The 17067-nt window shown below is 72.2% G+C and carries 18 protein-coding genes and 1 riboswitch; of the genes, 10 read left to right on the top strand and 8 right to left on the bottom strand.

Going from position 1 to position 17067, the window contains the following annotated elements; genetic code table 11:
* The first annotated feature begins 142 nt into the window (after window positions 1–142).
* From ACIBHY_RS37205 to ACIBHY_RS37190, 4 genes are all read left to right on the top strand, one after another.
* Window positions 143–760 carry a MerR family transcriptional regulator gene (locus ACIBHY_RS37205; protein ID WP_379623108.1) on the top strand — a complete coding sequence of 206 codons (618 nt, stop codon included), beginning with the start codon at window positions 143–145 and terminating at the stop codon, window positions 758–760.
* 59 nt (window positions 761–819) lie between these two features.
* Window positions 820–914: riboswitch (glycine riboswitch) on the top strand.
* Between the two features lie 152 nt (window positions 915–1066).
* Complete coding sequence (gene gcvP, locus ACIBHY_RS37200) at window positions 1067–3895, top strand: aminomethyl-transferring glycine dehydrogenase (protein WP_397255653.1); 2829 nt, start codon at window positions 1067–1069, stop codon at window positions 3893–3895.
* Between the two features lie 181 nt (window positions 3896–4076).
* Window positions 4077–5234: an esterase-like activity of phytase family protein gene (locus ACIBHY_RS37195; RefSeq protein ID WP_397309161.1), complete on the top strand. Its 1158-nt coding sequence runs from the start codon at window positions 4077–4079 to the stop codon at window positions 5232–5234.
* 176 nt (window positions 5235–5410) lie between these two features.
* On the top strand, window positions 5411–6208 hold the full coding sequence (locus ACIBHY_RS37190) for a tetratricopeptide repeat protein (RefSeq protein ID WP_397309160.1): 798 nt from the start codon (window positions 5411–5413) through the stop codon (window positions 6206–6208).
* 67 nt (window positions 6209–6275) lie between these two features.
* Here ACIBHY_RS37190 and ACIBHY_RS37185 read toward each other — a convergent pair whose 3' ends face one another.
* Window positions 6276–6626, bottom strand: coding sequence for a hypothetical protein (locus ACIBHY_RS37185; RefSeq protein ID WP_397255658.1), 351 nt, complete (start codon window positions 6624–6626; stop codon window positions 6276–6278).
* An 83-nt stretch (window positions 6627–6709) separates the two neighbouring features.
* On the opposite strand from ACIBHY_RS37185, the gene ACIBHY_RS37180 reads away from it, so the two are divergent.
* Window positions 6710–7300: an alpha/beta family hydrolase gene (locus ACIBHY_RS37180; protein WP_397255660.1), complete on the top strand. Its 591-nt coding sequence runs from the start codon at window positions 6710–6712 to the stop codon at window positions 7298–7300.
* A 1-nt stretch (window position 7301) separates the two neighbouring features.
* Here ACIBHY_RS37180 and ACIBHY_RS37175 read toward each other — a convergent pair whose 3' ends face one another.
* Together ACIBHY_RS37175 and ACIBHY_RS37170 are read right to left on the bottom strand one after the other, a co-directional pair.
* On the bottom strand, window positions 7302–7493 hold the full coding sequence (locus ACIBHY_RS37175; RefSeq protein ID WP_184963175.1) for a DUF5999 family protein: 192 nt from the start codon (window positions 7491–7493) through the stop codon (window positions 7302–7304).
* A gap of 213 nt (window positions 7494–7706) precedes the next feature.
* Complete coding sequence (locus ACIBHY_RS37170) at window positions 7707–8267, bottom strand: TetR/AcrR family transcriptional regulator C-terminal domain-containing protein (RefSeq protein ID WP_397255662.1); 561 nt, start codon at window positions 8265–8267, stop codon at window positions 7707–7709.
* A 106-nt stretch (window positions 8268–8373) separates the two neighbouring features.
* Here ACIBHY_RS37170 and ACIBHY_RS37165 point away from each other — a divergent pair, with 106 nt between their 5' ends.
* The gene (locus ACIBHY_RS37165; RefSeq protein ID WP_397255663.1) at window positions 8374–8772 is read left to right on the top strand and encodes a hypothetical protein; all 399 of its coding nucleotides are present in this window, start codon (window positions 8374–8376) and stop codon (window positions 8770–8772) included.
* Window positions 8773–8865: 93 nt separating this feature from the next.
* Here the strand turns inward: ACIBHY_RS37165 and ACIBHY_RS37160 are convergent, their stop codons facing one another.
* Together ACIBHY_RS37160 and ACIBHY_RS37155 are read right to left on the bottom strand one after the other, a co-directional pair.
* The gene (locus ACIBHY_RS37160) at window positions 8866–9930 is read right to left on the bottom strand and encodes a P1 family peptidase (protein WP_397309159.1); all 1065 of its coding nucleotides are present in this window, start codon (window positions 9928–9930) and stop codon (window positions 8866–8868) included.
* Between the two features lie 22 nt (window positions 9931–9952).
* The gene (locus ACIBHY_RS37155; protein ID WP_397255667.1) at window positions 9953–10078 is read right to left on the bottom strand and encodes a hypothetical protein; all 126 of its coding nucleotides are present in this window, start codon (window positions 10076–10078) and stop codon (window positions 9953–9955) included.
* A gap of 14 nt (window positions 10079–10092) precedes the next feature.
* On the opposite strand from ACIBHY_RS37155, the gene ACIBHY_RS37150 reads away from it, so the two are divergent.
* A complete protein-coding gene (locus ACIBHY_RS37150) occupies window positions 10093–10899 on the top strand; it encodes an HAD family hydrolase (RefSeq protein ID WP_397309233.1) in 807 nt (268 codons plus the stop codon).
* Here ACIBHY_RS37150 and ACIBHY_RS37145 read toward each other — a convergent pair.
* Window positions 10896–11588: an alpha/beta fold hydrolase gene (locus ACIBHY_RS37145; protein ID WP_397255669.1), complete on the bottom strand. Its 693-nt coding sequence runs from the start codon at window positions 11586–11588 to the stop codon at window positions 10896–10898. The genes ACIBHY_RS37150 and ACIBHY_RS37145 overlap by 4 nt on opposite strands.
* A 423-nt stretch (window positions 11589–12011) precedes the next feature.
* On the opposite strand from ACIBHY_RS37145, the gene ACIBHY_RS37140 reads away from it, so the two are divergent.
* The gene (locus ACIBHY_RS37140) at window positions 12012–13490 is read left to right on the top strand and encodes a serine/threonine-protein kinase (protein ID WP_397255671.1); all 1479 of its coding nucleotides are present in this window, start codon (window positions 12012–12014) and stop codon (window positions 13488–13490) included.
* 82 nt (window positions 13491–13572) lie between these two features.
* Here the strand turns inward: ACIBHY_RS37140 and ACIBHY_RS37135 are convergent, their stop codons facing one another.
* Window positions 13573–14994: a hypothetical protein gene (locus ACIBHY_RS37135; protein ID WP_397255673.1), complete on the bottom strand. Its 1422-nt coding sequence runs from the start codon at window positions 14992–14994 to the stop codon at window positions 13573–13575.
* Between the two features lie 107 nt (window positions 14995–15101).
* Here ACIBHY_RS37135 and ACIBHY_RS37130 point away from each other — a divergent pair, with 107 nt between their 5' ends.
* Entirely contained in the window at window positions 15102–15605 is a 504-nt protein-coding gene (locus tag ACIBHY_RS37130; RefSeq protein ID WP_397309158.1) for a MarR family winged helix-turn-helix transcriptional regulator, read from the top strand.
* Window positions 15602–16519, top strand: coding sequence for a DMT family transporter (locus ACIBHY_RS37125; protein ID WP_397309157.1), 918 nt, complete (start codon window positions 15602–15604; stop codon window positions 16517–16519). Before ACIBHY_RS37130 ends, ACIBHY_RS37125 begins: the two co-directional genes overlap by 4 nt.
* Here the strand turns inward: ACIBHY_RS37125 and ACIBHY_RS37120 are convergent.
* Window positions 16516–16719: a cold-shock protein gene (locus ACIBHY_RS37120; protein WP_184963150.1), complete on the bottom strand. Its 204-nt coding sequence runs from the start codon at window positions 16717–16719 to the stop codon at window positions 16516–16518. The two genes, ACIBHY_RS37125 and ACIBHY_RS37120, sit on opposite strands and share 4 nt — an antisense overlap.
* Window positions 16720–17067: the final 348 nt, after the last annotated feature.

Raw genomic sequence — 17067 nt, 5'->3', positions numbered from 1 at the left:
TCAGTGCATTTACGCTTCACGACGCGCCGAGCCGGATCGTTGACTGCGCTTGGTCACGGTCCTACGGTGCAAGTGAAACCCGTGGTCGCGCGTTGCGAACCCCCAGATCAGGCCGCGGGATGAGAGAAAGCCGGAGGTCCGCGTGGCGGTCAGCAGCGGCGAGGGAAAGACGGCCGGCCAGGAAGATCCGGTGCGGCGCGAGAGCGCGCGGCAGCGTGCCGGAGAGCAGGGCCTGCTCTTCGACGACGCCCCCGCGACACTTCCGGGTGACATCGGCTACCGGGGCCCGACGGCCTGCTCGGCGGCCGGCATCACCTACAGGCAGCTGGACTACTGGGCCAGAACCGGCCTGGTCGAGCCCACGATAAGGGCCGCCCAGGGCTCCGGCTCGCAGCGCCTGTACAGCTTCCGCGACATCCTGGTGCTCAAGGTCGTCAAGCGGCTGCTGGACACCGGAGTCTCGCTCCAGCAGATCCGCACCGCCGTCCAGCATCTGCGTGATCGAGGCGTGGCCGACCTCGCGCAGATCACGCTCATGAGCGACGGCGTCAGCGTCTACGAGTGCACCTCGGCCGACGAGGTCATCGACCTGTTGCAGGGCGGTCAGGGCGTGTTCGGGATCGCGCTGGGCAAAGTCTGGCGGGAAGTCGAGGGGTCGCTCGCGGAGCTGCCGGGGGAACGAGCCGCGGCCGGTGACGACCCGGCCGACCACCCCGCGGACGAGCTGGCGCAGCGGCGGCGCGCGCGCAAGATCGGATAGCCGAGCGTGCCGGAACGCCTGACGCGGCCCGGCGTAGTAATCTAGGACCCGAAGGCTGACGACCCCGTGCGGGAGAGTCCCCGACCCTGAGTCGGGGCGCCGAAGGAGCAACCCTCCCCGGAATCTCTCAGGCAACCGGTACCGCTCGGGTGAGGCAACTCTGGAAAGCAGGCACGCCAGCCAGGCGCGCCTCACCGACGGTGCAAGCCCCGCCCGCGGGGTGAAGCTCTCAGGTCCCATGACAGAGGGGGAGACCCGGCCACCGCGCCCCGGCGCCGGTCTCCATCGCCTCGGGAGGGCACCCTCATGACCGACCTGACAGCACCTCCGTTCTCCACCCGCCACATCGGGCCCTCGGCCGACGAGCAGCAGCGGATGCTGGAGGCCGTCGGCTTCGAGTCGGTCTCCGACCTGGTGGCGGTGGCGGTACCCGAGGCCATCAGGGCCAAGGACCAGCTGAAGCTGCCCCCGGCGGCCGGCGAGAGCGAGGTCATCGCCGAGCTGCGCGAGCTGGCCGGCCGCAACCGCGTGCTCACCTCGATGATCGGCCTGGGCTACCACGACACGATCACGCCCGCGGTGATCCGCCGCAACCTGCTGGAGAACCCCGGCTGGTACACCGCGTACACGCCCTACCAGCCCGAGATCTCGCAGGGCCGCCTCGAGGCGCTGCTCAACTTCCAGACGGTCGTCTCCGACCTCACCGGCCTCGACGTGGCCGGCGCCTCCCTCCTGGACGAGGGCACGGCCGCCGCCGAGGCGATGACCCTGGCCCGCCGGGCCGGCAAGTCCAAGAGCCACGTCTTCGTCGTCGACGCCGACGCCCTCCCGCAGACCAAGGCCGTGCTGGCCACCCGCGCCGAGCCGCTGGGCATCGAGCTCGTCTCCTCCGACCTCGACGGCGAGCTGCCCGAGTGTTTCGGCGTGCTGGTGCAGTACCCGGGCGCCTCCGGCCGTGTGCGCGACTTCCGCGCGCTGGCCGAGCGCGCGCACGGCGCCGGCGCCCTCGTGGTCGCCGCCGCCGACCTGCTCGCCCTCACGCTCATCGCCGCGCCCGGCGCGCTCGGCGCCGACATCGCGATCGGCTCCTCCCAGCGCTTCGGCGTGCCCTTCGGGTTCGGCGGGCCGCACGCCGCGTACATGTCCGTGCGCGAGGGGTTGCAGCGGCAGATGCCCGGCCGCCTGGTCGGAGTCTCCGTGGACGCCGACGGCGCGCCCGCCTACCGCCTGGCCCTGCAGACCCGCGAGCAGCACATCCGCCGTGAGAAGGCCACCTCCAACATCTGCACCGCCCAGGTGCTGCTGGCCGTCATCGCCGGCATGTACGCGGTCTACCACGGGCCCGAGGGCCTGCGGCGGATCGCCCGCCGTACCCACGCGCACGCCGTGACGCTCGCCGAGGTGCTGCGCGCGGGCCGCGTGGAGGTCGTGCACGGCGAGTTCTTCGACACCGTGACCGCCCGCGTGCCCGGCAGGGCCGCCCGGGTCGTCGCCGAGGCCGCCGCCCGCGGCGTCAACCTCTGGCAGGTCGACGCCGACCACGTCTCGGTCTCCTGCGACGAGAAGACCGAGCTCGCCCACCTGGAGCAGGTCGCCGCCGCCTTCGGCGTCTCCGCCGGGCTCAGCGACCTGGCCGGTGACGACGCGCTGCCCGCCTCGCTCGCCCGCGAGGACGACTACCTGTCCCACCCGGTCTTCCACAGCCACCGCTCCGAGACCGCCATGCTGCGCTACCTGCGCAAGCTGCAGGACAAGGACATCGCCCTCGACCGTTCGATGATCCCGCTGGGCTCGTGCACGATGAAGCTCAACGCGACCACCGAGATGGAGCCGATCACCTGGCCCGAGTTCGCGGCCGTGCACCCCTACGCCCCGGCCGAGCAGACCGAGGGCTACCTGGAGCTGATCGGCACGCTGGAGTCCTGGCTGGCCGAGGTGACCGGCTACGACGCCGTCTCCATCCAGCCCAACGCCGGCTCCCAGGGCGAGTTCGCCGGGCTGCTGGCCATCCGCGCCTACCACCAGGCGGGCGGCGACACGGGCCGCGAGGTCTGCCTCATCCCGTCCTCCGCCCACGGCACCAACGCCGCCAGCGCCGTCATGGCCGGCATGCGCGTCGTCGTGGTCGCCTGCGACGACGAGGGCAACATCGACCTCGCCGACCTCGACGCCAAGATCGCCAAGCACCGCGACACGCTGGCCGCGATCATGGTCACCTACCCGTCCACGCACGGCGTGTACGAGGAGACGATCACCGAGATCTGCGCCAAGGTCCACGAGGCCGGCGGCCAGGTCTACGTCGACGGCGCCAACCTCAACGCCCTCGTCGGCCTGGCCAAGCCGGGCGAGTTCGGCGCCGACGTCTCCCACCTCAACCTGCACAAGACCTTCTGCATCCCGCACGGCGGGGGCGGTCCCGGCGTCGGCCCGGTCGCGGTCCGCGCGCACCTGGCCGCCTACCTGCCCGGTCACGCGCTGCGTCCCGGCTCGCCGGTCGGCGCGGTCTCGGCCGCCCCGTACGGCTCCGCCGGCATCCTGCCCATCTCCTGGGCCTACATCAGGATGATGGGCGGCGAGGGCCTCAAGGCCGCCACCGAGCAGGCCATCCTGTCGGCCAACTACCTGGCCCGCCGCCTGGCCCCGCACTACCCGGTCCTCTACACCGGCCGCGGCGGCCTGGTCGCCCACGAGTGCATCATCGACCTGCGCCAGATCACCAAGGAGACCGGCGTCACCGTCGACGACGTGGCCAAGCGCCTCATCGACTACGGCTTCCACGCGCCCACGATGTCCTTCCCGGTGGCCGGCACGCTGATGATCGAGCCGACCGAGAGTGAGGACCTGGCCGAGCTCGACCGCTTCGCCGACGCCATGGTCGCCATCCGCGGCGAGATCGCCAAGGTGGCCTCGGGCGCCTACGACAAGGACGACAACCCGCTGCGCAACGCCCCGCACACCGCCGAGGCGGCCACCTCCGACACCTGGGCGCACCCCTACACCCGCGCCGAGGCCGCCTACCCGCTCAGCTCGCTGCGCGACGGCAAGTACTGGGTGCCGGTGCGCCGTATCGACCAGGCCTACGGTGACCGCAACCTGGTCTGCGCCTGCCCGCCGCTGGAGGCGTACGAGGACTGAGGTTGACGAAGGCCCCGGGAAGCGCTTTGTGCCTTCCCGGGGCCTTCGACGGTCCGGGCCCGGGAGCCGACGGTAAAGGCTGCCGGGGCAGCGGCATGTCCTCATGACTTTCCTCTTGATCCACGCTCTCATGTGCTTGCTCAGGCCCCGACGGGGCCCGTTCCAAGCCGTGGAGAAGTGAATGATCCTTCGGGGAAGATCGGTGAAGGCCGCCCTGGCTCTGACGCTGGCGGTCGGCGCGCAACTCGTCGCCACCCCACCGTCGAGCGCCGCCTCCGCCCCGCGGCAGGAGCTCAGAATCACCCGTTTTCTCGGTGAGCAGCGCCTTCCGCACAAGATGGAGTTCGAGGGCACGGTCGTCGGCGGCCTGTCCGGCATCGACCGCGACCCGCGGACCGGCACCTGGTACTTCATCTCCGACGACCGCTGGCGCTACAACCCCGCCCGCTTCTACACCGGTGCCCTCGACATCGACCGGCGCACCGGCGCGTTCACCGGGGTGCGGCTGACCGGCGCCACCACGCTCCTGCGCCCCGACGGGACCCCCTATCCCGGGTACGGCAAGCCCGGGGACGCCGACCCGGAGACGATCCGCTTCGACCGGTGGAGCCGCAACCTGCTCTGGGGCCACGAGGGCGACCGGCCGGACGCGCGCAACCCCGCCATCCCGCTGTCCGGCCTGTTCGTCCGCTGGGCCGGGCGCGACGGGCGTCATCTGGGCGAGCTTCCGCTGCCGGGCAACCTGAAGGTCACCGGCACGACCAGCGGCCCGCGGCGCAACTTCGGGTTCGAGGGGCTGACGTTCGCGCCGACCACGATCGCCGCCATCGTGGAGGGCCCCCGCTACGAGGACGGCGAGCCGCCCACCGTAGAGTCCGGCGCCCCGGCCCGGATCACGGTGTGGGGCCGCGACGGCCGGCTGCGCGGGCAGTACGCCTACCCGATCGACCGTCTGCCCGCCGCCCCGATCCCGCCGGACGGCGTCACCGACAGCGGCGTGTCGGAGATCCTCGCCCTCGACGACCACCGCTACCTCGCGCTGGAGCGCTCCTGGATCGAGGGCGTGGACTACAAGGTCAAGCTCTACGAGATCGACCTGCGCCGGGCCACCGACGTCCAGGCCCGTGACAGCCTGGCGACCGGGCGCCCCTACCGGCCCGTCTCCAAGCGGCTCGTCATGGACCTGGAGAACGTCAGGTCGCCGGTCCAGAACCTGGAGAGCCTGGCGTGGGGGCCGCGCCTGGCCACCGGCGAGTGCACGCTGGTGATCGGCAGCGACGACAACTTCGACCAGCGTGAGGTCACCCAGTTCCTGGCGTTCGGCGCCCGGGGCTGCTGACGTCCGATGCCGGCCGGGACGGTCGTGGCGTATGTCACGGGCCGCCCTGGACGTTCGTCACGGCGGCAGGCAACAAGAGCGTGTCCATCAGGGATAGATGAGGACAGGCCGAGTTGCGAGACGTGATCGCTCCGAGTCGTTAGGCTCGGGGCGATCAACGTTCAGAAGGAGCCTCCTTGACACCCCCAGACGTCGACGCGTCCCCGCTGGAACACGCCAGGAGGCTGGCCGAGGGCGGTGATCTCGATGCGGCGGCGGCCATCCTGTCCGAGCTGGCCGCCGACCCGGCGGGGCCCGACCGGGCGCAGGCCGCGGTGGGGCTGGCGGTCGTGCTGGAGCAACGGGGCGACGCCGAGGGCGCGCGGGCGGCCGCGCGGGTGGCGCTGTCGACCGGCCATCCCGAGTACGGCGCGCAGGCCGCCTGCCACCTGGCCCAGGGCTTCGAGCGCGAGGACCGGCCGGAGCAGGCCAGAGGCGCCTGGCAGGCGGTGCTCGGCATGGGCGCCCCCGAGTACGTGGCGCTGGCGCGGCTGGGGCTGGCCAGGCTGGCCGTACAGCGGGACGACCTGGAGGCGGCGGAGGAGGAGCTGCGCGCGGCGGTCGGCGCCGGAGACCCGCACCTCGGCGCGCGGGCCGCCCAGCAGCTCGGTGACCTGCTGCTGCTTCAGGGCGAGCCGGGTGAGGCCGCGGACGTGCTCATGGCCGCGCTGCACGACGCCCCGGCCGCGGAGGTGGCCAGGCTGCGGGTGCAGCTGGGGATCGCCCACCTGGAGCTGGCCTGCGCGGAGTTCGCGGGCGCGGTGGAGGACGGCGACGAGCCGGGCACCAGCGCGCTGGCCATCGAACTGCTGGCGCGCACGCTGCCGCTGCGCGGGCGCGCCGACGACGCGGAGCGGGTCTGGAGCTATGGCCTCAACCACGCCGACCAGGCGCTGGCGGAAGAGGTCCGCCTGCGCCTCGACCGCGACGGCTGACCGCCCGGCCGTTGACTGTCCACCGCGGGCCACGGAGCCCTCGTACCCGTGGCAGAGCGGTGTGCGGTCAGCGGCCGCGCATGATGGCGACGGCCGCCACGACGTTCACCATGATGATCGCCAGCCACGCCATGACCAGGCCCGCCGGACCGGCCGCCGAGGCGGCGATGGCCGTGAGCGGGATGCCGAGGGCGAGGGAGCCGAGCGCGATGGGGATCAGCGACGAGGTGCTCGACTTGTGGTTCTTGCCGGGTCTGGGGCCGTGGGTGTCCAGCTCGGCGCGCACCCGGGCGGCGATCGTGGCGTCCAGCCGCTCCACGAACGATTCCACCAACGCCTGCTCATATTCGGGACCGAGATCGCGCCGGGCGTCGAGAGTCGCCTGCAGTTCGTCGCGGAGAGGACGCATGTCTGCCATATCGAGATTGTCCCCTCCCGGCGGCGCGCCGTCATCCCACCTGAGAGCCAGGTCGCGCCTCCTCCCCGAGTACCGTTGGCGCCATGGAGATCACCACTGCGCGCGGTCTCGCGCGGGTCGACCTCGACGAGGTCCGGCGGCCGAAGCTGCTGCTGGTGCTGACGCACGGCTCCGCGGGGACGGTGGACGCGCCCGACCTGCTGGCGGTGCGCGAGCACGCGCTGGCCGCCGGCGTCGGCGTGGCCAGGGTGACGCAGCCGTTCCGGCTGGCGGGGGCCAGGGCGCCGGGTTCGCCCGAGCGGCAGGACGAGGCGTGGGAGGTCGTCGTGGCGGCGCTGGCCGCGCGTTTTCCCGGCCTGCCGCTGGTGCAGGGCGGGCGGAGCAACGGGGCCCGGGTGGCCTGCCGTACGGCGCGGCGGGCGGGCGCCGCGGCCGTGGTGGCGCTGGCGTTTCCGTTGCATCCGCCGGGGAGGCCGGAACGTTCCAGGGCGGGGGAGCTGCGCGAGGCGGGCGTCGACGTGCTCGTGGTCAACGGGGACCGGGACCCGTTCGGGGTGCCGGACCCGGCAGACGCCGCTGAGCTGGTCGTCCTGCCGGGGGAGGGACATGATCTGAAGAAGGACCCCGAGAAGGTGGGCGAGATCGTCGCCCGCTGGATCGTGCGTTACGCGTAGGTCAGGCGGCGCCCACGGCGGGGCGGTGCGGTGCGATGACGATGCCGCCGGGCAGGAGCTCCCCGGTGTCCTCGAACAGGACGACGCCGTTGCAGAGGAGGCTCCACCCCTGCTCGGGGTGGCAGGCGAGGGTTCGTGCGGCCTCGCGGTCGGGCGCCTCGGCAGACGGGCAGACCGGGTCGTGCGGGCACATCGGCGTGCCTCCGATATCTCGTGGATGGCTCCCATGTCGCACTGAGCTGACGGGGAGCGGCTCGGGCTTGTTCGTTTCTAGCAAGTGTGCGACGTGGGTCACACAAACCGACATAGCCCGTTCGGGCGGTTAGTGGAGGGTGCCCCGGGTGAGTCTGTGACCTACGACACAGCGTGTCTTAAGCAGGATAACGGTCCAAGCGCGACACGCCGACTAAATTTGCAGTCCTTTGATGAGGGCGTCGAGGCCGCGCTCGAAGTCGGCGTCGGCTCGCTCGTCGCGGCGGGTCCAGGTGTCGACCTCGGGATCGGCCCAGCCGGACTGCTGGACCTCGACCGCGACGCTGCCGAAGACGAAGGCGCGCATGGTGCGCACGGCCTCGGCGGCGGCGGGCAGGCCGGCGTCGGCGAGCTGCTCGGTCTGGTCTCTGATCGAGACCGTGGTGGCGCCCTTGGGCGGCTTGGTCAGGGCGAGGGCGAGCACGCCGGGATGGTCGCGCAACGCCTCGCGCCCGGCCCTGCACCAGGCCTTGGCCGTCTCCTGCCAGCTCGAAGCCGCCTCGACCCGGACGGCGGTGACGTGCTCGGCCAGGGCGTCCATCAGCGCGTCCTTGCCCCGGGGCAGGTGGTGGTAGATGGCCATGGCCTCCACCTCCAGCGCGTCGCCGAGGCGGCGCATGGTCAGCCTGCGCAGGCCCTGGCTGTCGGCGATGTGCAGCGCGGCGTCGATGATGCGCTCGCGGGACAGGGGTACGGGCGGTCGCTTCGCGGGCATGTAAGAAATCTACTATGTAAAGGCGCCGGGGCGGGTCCGATTACGGCCCGTGTCCCGCGACGGCGTACGCTACGCCTGATACGCAGCGTTGAGAAAGGCAGAGTCGATGGCGTTTTTCCGTCCCCGGGTGAGCCGCGAGGCCGAGGTGCGCTACCACGCGGACATCGAGATCTCCAAGACCTTCCCGGAGCTGCTGGCCAAGGCCCGCGAGGCCGAGCTGACCGTGCGTGAGCTTCGGGCCGCCGACGTCGACGACATCGAGCTGCTGGCCGCGGGCCGCATCTTCGACAAGGCGCTGACCGAGGCGCTGCGCGGCGCGGAGGCGGGCCAGCGGGCCACGTTCGGCGTCAAGGCCTACGACGACCGCATCGCCCGCCGCAAGGCCAAGGCCACGCCCGCCGGCGCCGAGTGGAGCGCCGAGGTGGAGCGCCTGCGCACGCTGCGCGAGGAGAACCGCCTGTGGGGCATGCCGCGCGTGCCGCGCGCGATCCCGGCCGCGTACTGAGCGAGCCCTGACAGGGGTACGGCGGCGCCGCCGTACCCCGCGGCGGAAGACCCGTGACCCCTGAGGCGGCGCGGTCGTCGCCCGGGAGTGACCTCAGCGGGAGAGTAGTTCCGTCAGGCGGTCGAGTGGCAGGGCGGGGGAGCGGTGGCCGTCGCGGCCGACGCTCTCCTCGGCGCCGGTCAGCGCGTTGAGCACCGCCTCCTCCACCGCCTCGACGACGGCCGTGTAGAAGGGGTCCATGCGGCCCCACGGCACGAACCGCAGCGTCTCGTAGTCGTCACCGGCGGCGAACCCGCTGGCCAGCGCCCCTTCGTTGGCCGTGGAGAAGGCCAGGAAGATGTCGCCGGAGAAGTGGCTGCCCGTAGTGCCGGTCCTGGCCAGGCCCATCGGCACCCGGCGCGCCAGCGCCTTGCACTGGCCGGGCAGCAGCGGCGCGTCCGTGGCCACCACGACGATCACCGAGCCCGCGCCGGCCCGTGCCCGCGCGCGCTCCTCCATGGGGTTGTCGTCGAGAAGGTCCTGCCCGACGTGCACCCCGGCCACCGTCAGTTCGGATCGCCTGCCGAAGTTGGCCTGGACGAACGCGCCGACCGTGTAGGTGTCGGCGGCGTGCTCGACCAAGCGTGAGGCGGTGCCCGAGCCGCCCTTGAATCCGTAGCAGTTCATGCCGGTGCCGCCGCCGGTGTTGCCTTCGGCGACCGGCCCGCCGGCGGCCGACTCGATGGCCTGGCCGGCGTGCTCGGGGCGGACGTGGGGGCCGTTGATGTCGTTGAGGTAGCCGTCCCAGGTCTCGGCCACGACCGGCAGCAGCCACTCGGCGCCGAGCGCGGGATGGGCGGCGACGACCCAGTCGATGACGCCACGGTGCACGGTGCCGACGGCGTGGGTGTTGGTGATCGCGACGGGCAGCGTCAGCGCGCCGCTCTCCTCGATCCACGTCACGCCGGTCATCTCACCGTTGCCGTTGAGTGAGTAGACGCCGGCCGCGCACGGCGTGCCGACTCCGTCGCGGCCTCTGGGCAGGATGGCGGTGACCCCGGTGCGGGCCGCACCCTCGGTCAGCGTGACGTAGCCGACCTGGACACCGGGTACGTCGGTGATGGCGTTGGCGGGACCGGGGCGGCCCTGCAGGGCGATGGGAAGCTCACGAGCGCGCACCCGGCCATCCTACGGAAGGCGATCACCGGGACAACAGGGGCGCCGGGCCGATGGCGGCGTGCATGTCGAGGTGGCGGTGGGCGCCGGGCGGGCTGACCTTGCGGGCGGCTGTCCGGCGCTGCCAGTCTGGCTGTCTGCCAGGCCCCATGGAGGTGAACCGTTCTGCCGGGATTTCCCCGCCTCATCGCCACCGACCTCGACGGCACGGTCGTGCGCGAGGACGGCACGGTGTCCGCGCGCGTGGTGGCCGCCTTCGCCGCCGCGGAACGGCTGGGCGCGCGCGTCGTGTTCGTCACCGGCCGCCCGCCGCGGCTGATCCACGAGATCGCCCCCGCCTTCGGCCATCACGGCGTGGCCATCTGCTCCAACGGCGCGCTCGTCTACGACCTGGGCGGCCGCCGGGTCGTCGAGGAGAACGCCATCCCGCCCGAGGTGCTGGGCGAGGCCGCCGCCCGGCTGCGCGCCGCCATCCCCGGCATCGGCATCGCGGTCGAGTACGCCGGCACGCTGGCCGCCGACGACCTGTACGAGCCGTGGGACTGGGACCGCGGCATCACGCCGCGGCGGATGGCCGACCACGAGCTGTTCGGCAGGCCGGGTCCCAAGCTGCTGGGCCGCCACCCGACGCTGTCGGCCGACGAGCTGCTCGCGCTGGCCGCGCCGGAGCTGGCCCCGATCGTCACCGTCTACCACTCCAACGGATCACGCCTGATCGAGGCCATCGCCGCCGGGGTGAGCAAGGCCTCGGCCCTGATGTCGTACGCCGCGGGGCTGGGCATCGGGGCCGGGGAGGTGATCGCGTTCGGTGACATGCCGAACGACCTGCCCATGCTGGCCTGGGCGGGTACGTCGTACGGCATGGCCAACGGGCACGCCGACGTGCTGGCGGCCGTGGACCATGTGATCGGCTCCATCGACGAGGACGGCGTCGCCCTGGAGCTGGAACGCCTGGCGGCGGCCGTGGGCTAACCCCGTGGGGCCTCGGCCCAGCCGGCGACGAGGCGGGTGAACAGCTCGGGTTGTTCGAGGTTCCAGATGTGCCCGGCGCCCGGGATCACGCGCAGTTCCGCCTGGGGGAGTCCGGCGGCCAGGACCTCGGCGGGCGCGAGGTTGGCCTTGTCCTTCTCGCCGACGAGCACCAGGGCGGGCGCCTTGATCTCGGCGAGCCTGGGCCGCAGGTCGAGTTCGCCCAGCTCGCGCAGCCCGGTGAGCAGCGCCGCCTTACCCGCCGCCCGCAGGTCCTCGGCGGCGGTCGCGGTGTGCTCGGGGCGGCCGCCGGAGTACATGCCCTTCATCATCGACACGATCATCCCGGTCGGCAGCAGCCCCATGACGGTGCGCTGGAGGCCGTCGCCGCCGGTCGGGGCCGCTACGCCGCCGGACAGGACGAGGCTCGCGACCTTCTCCGGTTCGGCCAGGGCCGTCAGGAGGGCGACGCTCACCGATCCGGAGATCCCGACGAGGTGGACCCGGTCCTCGGCGGCCAGCAGTTCGCGGACCGAGCGCACGGCGGCGTCCAGGGAGAACGGGCCGGGGCTGGAGTGGTGGCCGGGCAGGTCGGGCGTGAGCACCCGGTGCCGCCGGGACAGTTCGGCGACCTGGGGTGACCAGGCGCGGCGGCTGGAGCCGAAGGCATGGAGAAGCACAAGGGTAGACATGAGGCCCCAAACCGGTTCATATAACCAGAAAAGCTGTTGGATCGGGAGGATAGCCCAGTTCATGGCGTTCGGCGACGAACCAGCCAGACGGGCGCGGCGGCCGGTCCGGCACGCGATGAGCCCTTGGCACAGGTCGGCGGCCACCTGCCTGGCCGTCGATGATCACGTAGGGTTCTGGGAGTGCTGAGTATCGTCCGGAGCGCGCATCGTCCCCGGATCACCGGCCGACCCGGGCCGTCGCCTGGTGCCGCGGAGCCCGAGCAGCGGCAGGACCTCGTGCTCGCGGGCGGTCAGCCGGGTCGGCGAGCGCCGCGCCCGCTCCGGCGTACACCGGGGAACAGGCCCCGGCTGATCACCGAAACCCCGGTACCTCACCCCATTTATCCCTAATATCGGGACTTTCCAGGGCGACGGGAGACGGGGATGTCGGGCGCAGAATCCGCAGGACTCCTCGCGGGCCGCTACAGGCTGCTGTCCCAGCTCGGCCAGGGCGGCATGGGGATCGTCTGGCTGGCGCTGGACGAACTCCTGCGCCAGGAGGTCGCTGTCAAGGAAGTACGGCTGCCGCCCGACCTCGACGCCGCCGCACGGGCCGAGCTGGGAGAACGCACGCTGCGCGAGGCGCGGGCGGCGGCGCGGCTGCGCTCGCACCCGGCCATCGTCACCGTGCACGACGTCGTCCTGGACGGCGGCCGGCCGTGGATCGTCATGGAGCTGGTGCGCGGCCGTTCCCTCGACCGGGCGGTACGCGAGCACGGCCCGCTCCCGCCCCAGCAGGTCGCCAGGATCGGCGCGCGCATCCTGGAGGCGCTCGCGGCCGCGCACGCCTCGGGAATCGCGCACCGCGACGTCAAACCCGCCAACGTCATGCTCACCGACGACGGACGGGTGCTGCTGACCGACTTCGGCATCGCGAGCGTCGCCGGTGACGCCGTGCTCACCCAGACCGGGCTGCTGACCGGCTCGCCCGGCTACATCGCTCCCGAGCGGCTGCGCGGCGAGGCCGACGGCCCGCCCGCCGATCTGTGGTCGCTCGGGGCCACCCTCTTCGCCGCGGTGGAGGGCACGGCGCCGTTCGCCCGCCAGAACCCGGCCGCCTCCATGGCCGCCGTGCTCATGCAGGAGCCGCCGCCCGCGCGCAGAGCGGGGTCGCTCGCCCCGGTACTGGCCGCGCTCCTGGAGAAGGACCCGGCCCGCCGGTGCTCGCCCGCCCAGGCCGCCGACTGGCTGAACGCCGCCGCCCGGGGCGCGCCCACGACCGGCGCGGGACGCCGCCGGGCCAGGCCGCCGCGCCGCCGTAAACCCGTCATCCTGGGCGCCGCGCTGGCGGTGGCGCTGGCGGGCACGGCCACGGTGGTGATCGTGACCCGGAACCCGCCCGGCCGCACCACCACGACCGCCGGCCCGTCCACGACCGCAAGCCCGTCCGTGTCCTCCGCTCCCTCCCCGAAACTGTTCACGCGCGACGTCGACACCTGCGAGCTGCTGGACGCCGCCGAGGTCCGCGAGCTGCTCGGGCCGGGGACCAGGCGCCGCTTCCTGAACGTGAACTCCTGTGCCTGGGAGCGTCCGGACGGAACGTACCTTGGAGTCACCGTCATCCGGTACAAGAAGCTCGCCTTCGCCCGCGACCATCAGGCGCAGATGGTCAGATCCATGAAGGACACGCCGAAACACACGCCGGGGACCAAACTCCACTCCCGGCCGAAGGTCGGCGAGGGGTCCTTCATGTTCACCCAGTACTCGACCACCGGCGCGTCCGGGCCCTACCGCTCGCAGTTCGCCTTCCGGCTGGCGAACGTCGTGGTCCTGGTCGTGCACCACAGCCCGCGCAGCACCGGTCACGCGGCGACGGTGCGCGCGGCCAAGATCCTCGCGGCGAACCTGCGCGAGGGACTCTGATCCGCGGCTCCCCCATGGGCGGCCCGGCCTCGCGGATCGGGGCGGGCACGGCCGGTGGCGGTACGGCCGTGCCCTTCCCGGGTCACCGCACGGCGCCGGACCTCGTCAGGAGGTCCTGGTACCACGCGGCGTCCGGGTGATCCGTCGCCGGATAACCGGCCAGCGGCGTGGTCGCGTTGCCCGCCGAGTTGAAGCCCCACCCGCGCACCAGCCGCCCGGCCTGCCGGGAGGAGACCATGAACGCGGAGGCGCTCGCGGGCGCCGCGTAGAACAGCGCGTCCTGCTGCAGTTCGGCGCTGTTGCCCTGCTGGAACTCGATGAAGGCGGTCTGCTGGTAGCGGATGCGCGCGCCGGCGTGCCGGTCGGTGTCCACGCGCAGGGTCTGGGCCGGTGTCGGTCCGTCGGCGCCGGTCCACACGCGCACGCGGGAGGAGCCGCTGACCGAGGTGCTCTTGTCGTAGCGGGGGTCGGAGGTCCTGGCGTTGGCGCTCCAGGTGACCGATCGGGCTCCGGCGTCGAAGGCGCCGTTCCACGTCCAGTTCTGGCTGTTCGCCTGGCTGCGGTGGATCTCGCGCAACCGGGTGCCCGCCGGGTCGGTGAACCTGACCGTCGGCAGGACGCCGTTGTCGTAGCGGTTCGAGGCCGACCAGGTGATCTCGCCGTCGGCGGCGAGGCGGCCCACGCGGTACCAGAGCGTGGTCGCGTTCTGCGACTGGTGGACCTCGACCAGGTCGCCGTTGTCGTTCAGGGTGACGGCCGGGGTCACGCCGGTGTCGTACCTGCCGTGGCGCAGCCAGGTGACGCGGCCGTCGGCGCCGTACACGCCGGACCAGTACCAGAGGTCGCCGGAACCCGAGTCGTGCACCTCGACGACCTGCCCGCGGCCGTTGATCGCGACGGCCGGGTTGTGGCCGACGTCCCGCTTGTACTGGGCCCGGGTGCCGCCGTCGCCGGAGATCACCGGGAGTACCCGGCCGCGCAGCGCGTCGACCGTGGGCGGCTGCGCGGGGTAGTCCTTGGCCTGCAGCAGGCGCGCGCCGAAGACGGAGGTGAGCTCGTCGTTGAGCGCGGCCAGGTTGCCCGCGGCGTAGGAGCCGTTGTCCGTCAGGTTGTCCTTGACGTCCAGGGCGACGACGATCGGCGCGGCCTCCGGGTGCTGCGCGGACCAGTTGTTGATCACAGTGAGCCAGTCGCGCAGGTTGTTGGAGCCGGGGTTGCCCGCCTGGTGGTCGACCTCGTCGCCGGGGGAGTCGTGGCCGACGGCGTAGTCGCGGGAGGTGGCGTAGCCGTTGTCGTGGATGTCGAGTTCGATGAAGCGTATGCCGCGGTCGAGCTGGTGGGGGATCGACTTCCTGGCGCCGCCGATGTCGCCCGAGTAGCTGTTGTGCGTGGCGCGGAAGATCGCCGAGGGTAACGGCTGGTCGGTCTCGGCTTGGGCGGGCCCGCCGTACAGGAGGGGCGCGACGAGGGCGAACAAGGCCAGGACGGTGCGTGGTCGGGGCATCCGAAGATCCTCACGTCGGGAATCTCTCCAGACGATACGATCACCGGCTCCGGCCAGCCACCCCTGAAACCTTTATATGACTGACTCAGTCAGCTATTATGGACGGCATGGACGACAGATCAGCGAACCTCGTCAGCGCTCTGGTCGTCGGGCTCGCCGACGAACTGGACGAGGCCACGCGGCGCGTCACCGCCCAGGGCGCCACCGGGGCCTCGGCCCTGGCCACGATCCTGGCCGTGCCGGGCGAGCACGTCGACGAGCTGAGCCGGGTGCTCGGCATCACCGGCTCGGGGACGGTCCGCCTGGTCGACCGGCTGGCCGCCGAAGGCCTGGTCGAACGGCGCCCGGGGCGTGACCGGCGCAGCGTGTCGCTGTGGCTGACCGAGCGCGGCGCCGAGATGGCCACGGCGATCGTGGCCGGGCGGCGGGCCGTACTGCGAAGGGCGCTCGAAACGCTCACCGACGAGCAGGCGCGGCAGCTGACCGGCCTCGTCGAACAGGTGCTGGCCACCCTGGCCGTCAGCCGCGAGCGCGCGGACCGCATCTGCCGCCTCTGCGACTACGTCGCCTGCCCGCAGGACGACTGCCCCGTAGAACGGTCGGTGTCATGAACCGCGTGCTCCTGATCGTCGCCGCGGTGGGCTGGGGCGCCGCGACGACGGCCACCAAATACGCCCTGGACGGCTTCGGCCCGCTCACCCTGCTGGTCGTCAAGCTCGCCGCCGCGACCGCCGTGCTCTGGGCGGTCCTGCTGCTGCGCGGCCGGCGCGACGGGGCGCCCGGTCCGTGGCGGTTCGCGCTGCTCGGCCTGTTCGAGCCGGCGCTCGCCTACGGCGGCCTGACGCTGGGCCTGACCTTCACGACGGCGACGAACGCCTCGCTGCTCGGGGCGACCGAGTCCGCCTTCGTCCTGGTGCTGGCGGCGATGTTCCTGAAGGAGCGCATCCGCAGCAGGTCCGTGCTCGGTCTGGTGCTGGCGCTGCTCGGTGTTCTGGTGCTCGACGGCGGCAGCTTCGGGAGCGGCTTCAACGCCGGCGACCTGATCGTGCTCGGCGGCTCGCTGGCCGCGGCCGTCTACGTCACGCTCGCCGCCAGGACCGCTCCGGGCGTGGACGCGCTCACGATGACGACCTACCAGTTCACCTACGCCACGGCGCTCGTGCTGCCGCTGGCGCTCTGGCCGTGGATGAGCGGCAGGGAGCCGCTGCCGACCGGCGTGGCCGCGCCGTACTGGCTGGCCGCGATCTTCGTGGGCGGGGTCTGCTTCGCGCTCGGCTTCGTGCTCTACAACCACGCGATCAGGCACATTCCCGCCGGTACGGCGGGCGTGATCCTCAACATGGTCCCGGTGATCGGCGTCATGGCGGCGGTGGCGTTCCTGGGCGAGGCGCTCACCGTCTGGCACGTGGCCGGAGCGGCGCTGGTCGTGGCCGGGATCATGCTCTTCCCCGCGGTCAAGGGGGAGAAACGAGCCGAGGCCCGCACCCATCGGGTGCGAGCCTCGGCCTTCACGCGTACAGACTAGGCGGGAACGATGTTCTCCGCCTGCGGGCCCTTCTGGCCCTGGGTGATGTCGAACGACACCTTCTGGCCCTCACGCAGCTCGCGGAAGCCGCCCTGAGAGACGATCTGCGAGTAGTGCGCGAAGACGTCCGGACCACCCTCGTGCTCGATGAAGCCGAAGCCCTTGTCCGCGTTGAACCACTTGACAGTTCCGACGGCCATGTCTATCTCCCTTTGATAGGTGTGCAGAACCGGCATCCGTACCTACGGATTCCGAGTTGCCGCGATGTGCCCATCCGGAGATGACCGGCAACAAAAAACGCACCTGACCCATCACGATCGCCAGGTGCACCAAAAGTTTGTATGGGGTACCACAACTGCAACTGCCCACGACTGTATCAGGCCCTTGGGCTGCCTGCGGTAAAAAGCGGTTAACGGGGGTCCCTGGTCGCGAGTCAACCTTCGAGCTCGTCCACGGCCTCCCGCAGGCCGTTCCGCGGCCTGCGCGATCGGCGGTCCGGCGGCCGCCATGATCAGGCGGATGTCCCGGCGCGCCGCTGGTCAGTGGCC

The sequence above is a fragment of the Nonomuraea sp. NPDC050547 genome (assembly GCF_044457345.1).
Taxonomy (GTDB): domain Bacteria; phylum Actinomycetota; class Actinomycetes; order Streptosporangiales; family Streptosporangiaceae; genus Nonomuraea.
Note: the sequence above shows the minus strand (reverse complement) of the source record. Positions and strands in the feature narration are given on the sequence as shown.

What these genes read in the sequence shown, in the direction of transcription:
- gcvP (WP_397255653.1), top strand. Translation starts at nt 1,067, where the DNA reads ATGACCGACCTGACAGCACCTCCGTTCTCCACCCGCCACATCGGGCCC.
- ACIBHY_RS37195 (WP_397309161.1), top strand. Translation starts at nt 4,077, where the DNA reads ATGATCCTTCGGGGAAGATCGGTGAAGGCCGCCCTGGCTCTGACGCTG.
- ACIBHY_RS37185 (WP_397255658.1), bottom strand. Translation starts at nt 6,626, where the DNA reads ATGGCAGACATGCGTCCTCTCCGCGACGAACTGCAGGCGACTCTCGAC.
- ACIBHY_RS37180 (WP_397255660.1), top strand. Translation starts at nt 6,710, where the DNA reads ATGGAGATCACCACTGCGCGCGGTCTCGCGCGGGTCGACCTCGACGAG.
- ACIBHY_RS37175 (WP_184963175.1), bottom strand. Translation starts at nt 7,493, where the DNA reads ATGTGCCCGCACGACCCGGTCTGCCCGTCTGCCGAGGCGCCCGACCGC.
- ACIBHY_RS37170 (WP_397255662.1), bottom strand. Translation starts at nt 8,267, where the DNA reads ATGCCCGCGAAGCGACCGCCCGTACCCCTGTCCCGCGAGCGCATCATC.
- ACIBHY_RS37165 (WP_397255663.1), top strand. Translation starts at nt 8,374, where the DNA reads ATGGCGTTTTTCCGTCCCCGGGTGAGCCGCGAGGCCGAGGTGCGCTAC.
- ACIBHY_RS37155 (WP_397255667.1), bottom strand. Translation starts at nt 10,078, where the DNA reads ATGGGGCCTGGCAGACAGCCAGACTGGCAGCGCCGGACAGCCGCCCGC.
- ACIBHY_RS37145 (WP_397255669.1), bottom strand. Translation starts at nt 11,588, where the DNA reads ATGTCTACCCTTGTGCTTCTCCATGCCTTCGGCTCCAGCCGCCGCGCC.
- ACIBHY_RS37140 (WP_397255671.1), top strand. Translation starts at nt 12,012, where the DNA reads ATGTCGGGCGCAGAATCCGCAGGACTCCTCGCGGGCCGCTACAGGCTG.
- ACIBHY_RS37135 (WP_397255673.1), bottom strand. Translation starts at nt 14,994, where the DNA reads ATGCCCCGACCACGCACCGTCCTGGCCTTGTTCGCCCTCGTCGCGCCC.
- ACIBHY_RS37130 (WP_397309158.1), top strand. Translation starts at nt 15,102, where the DNA reads ATGGACGACAGATCAGCGAACCTCGTCAGCGCTCTGGTCGTCGGGCTC.
- ACIBHY_RS37125 (WP_397309157.1), top strand. Translation starts at nt 15,602, where the DNA reads ATGAACCGCGTGCTCCTGATCGTCGCCGCGGTGGGCTGGGGCGCCGCG.
- ACIBHY_RS37120 (WP_184963150.1), bottom strand. Translation starts at nt 16,719, where the DNA reads ATGGCCGTCGGAACTGTCAAGTGGTTCAACGCGGACAAGGGCTTCGGC.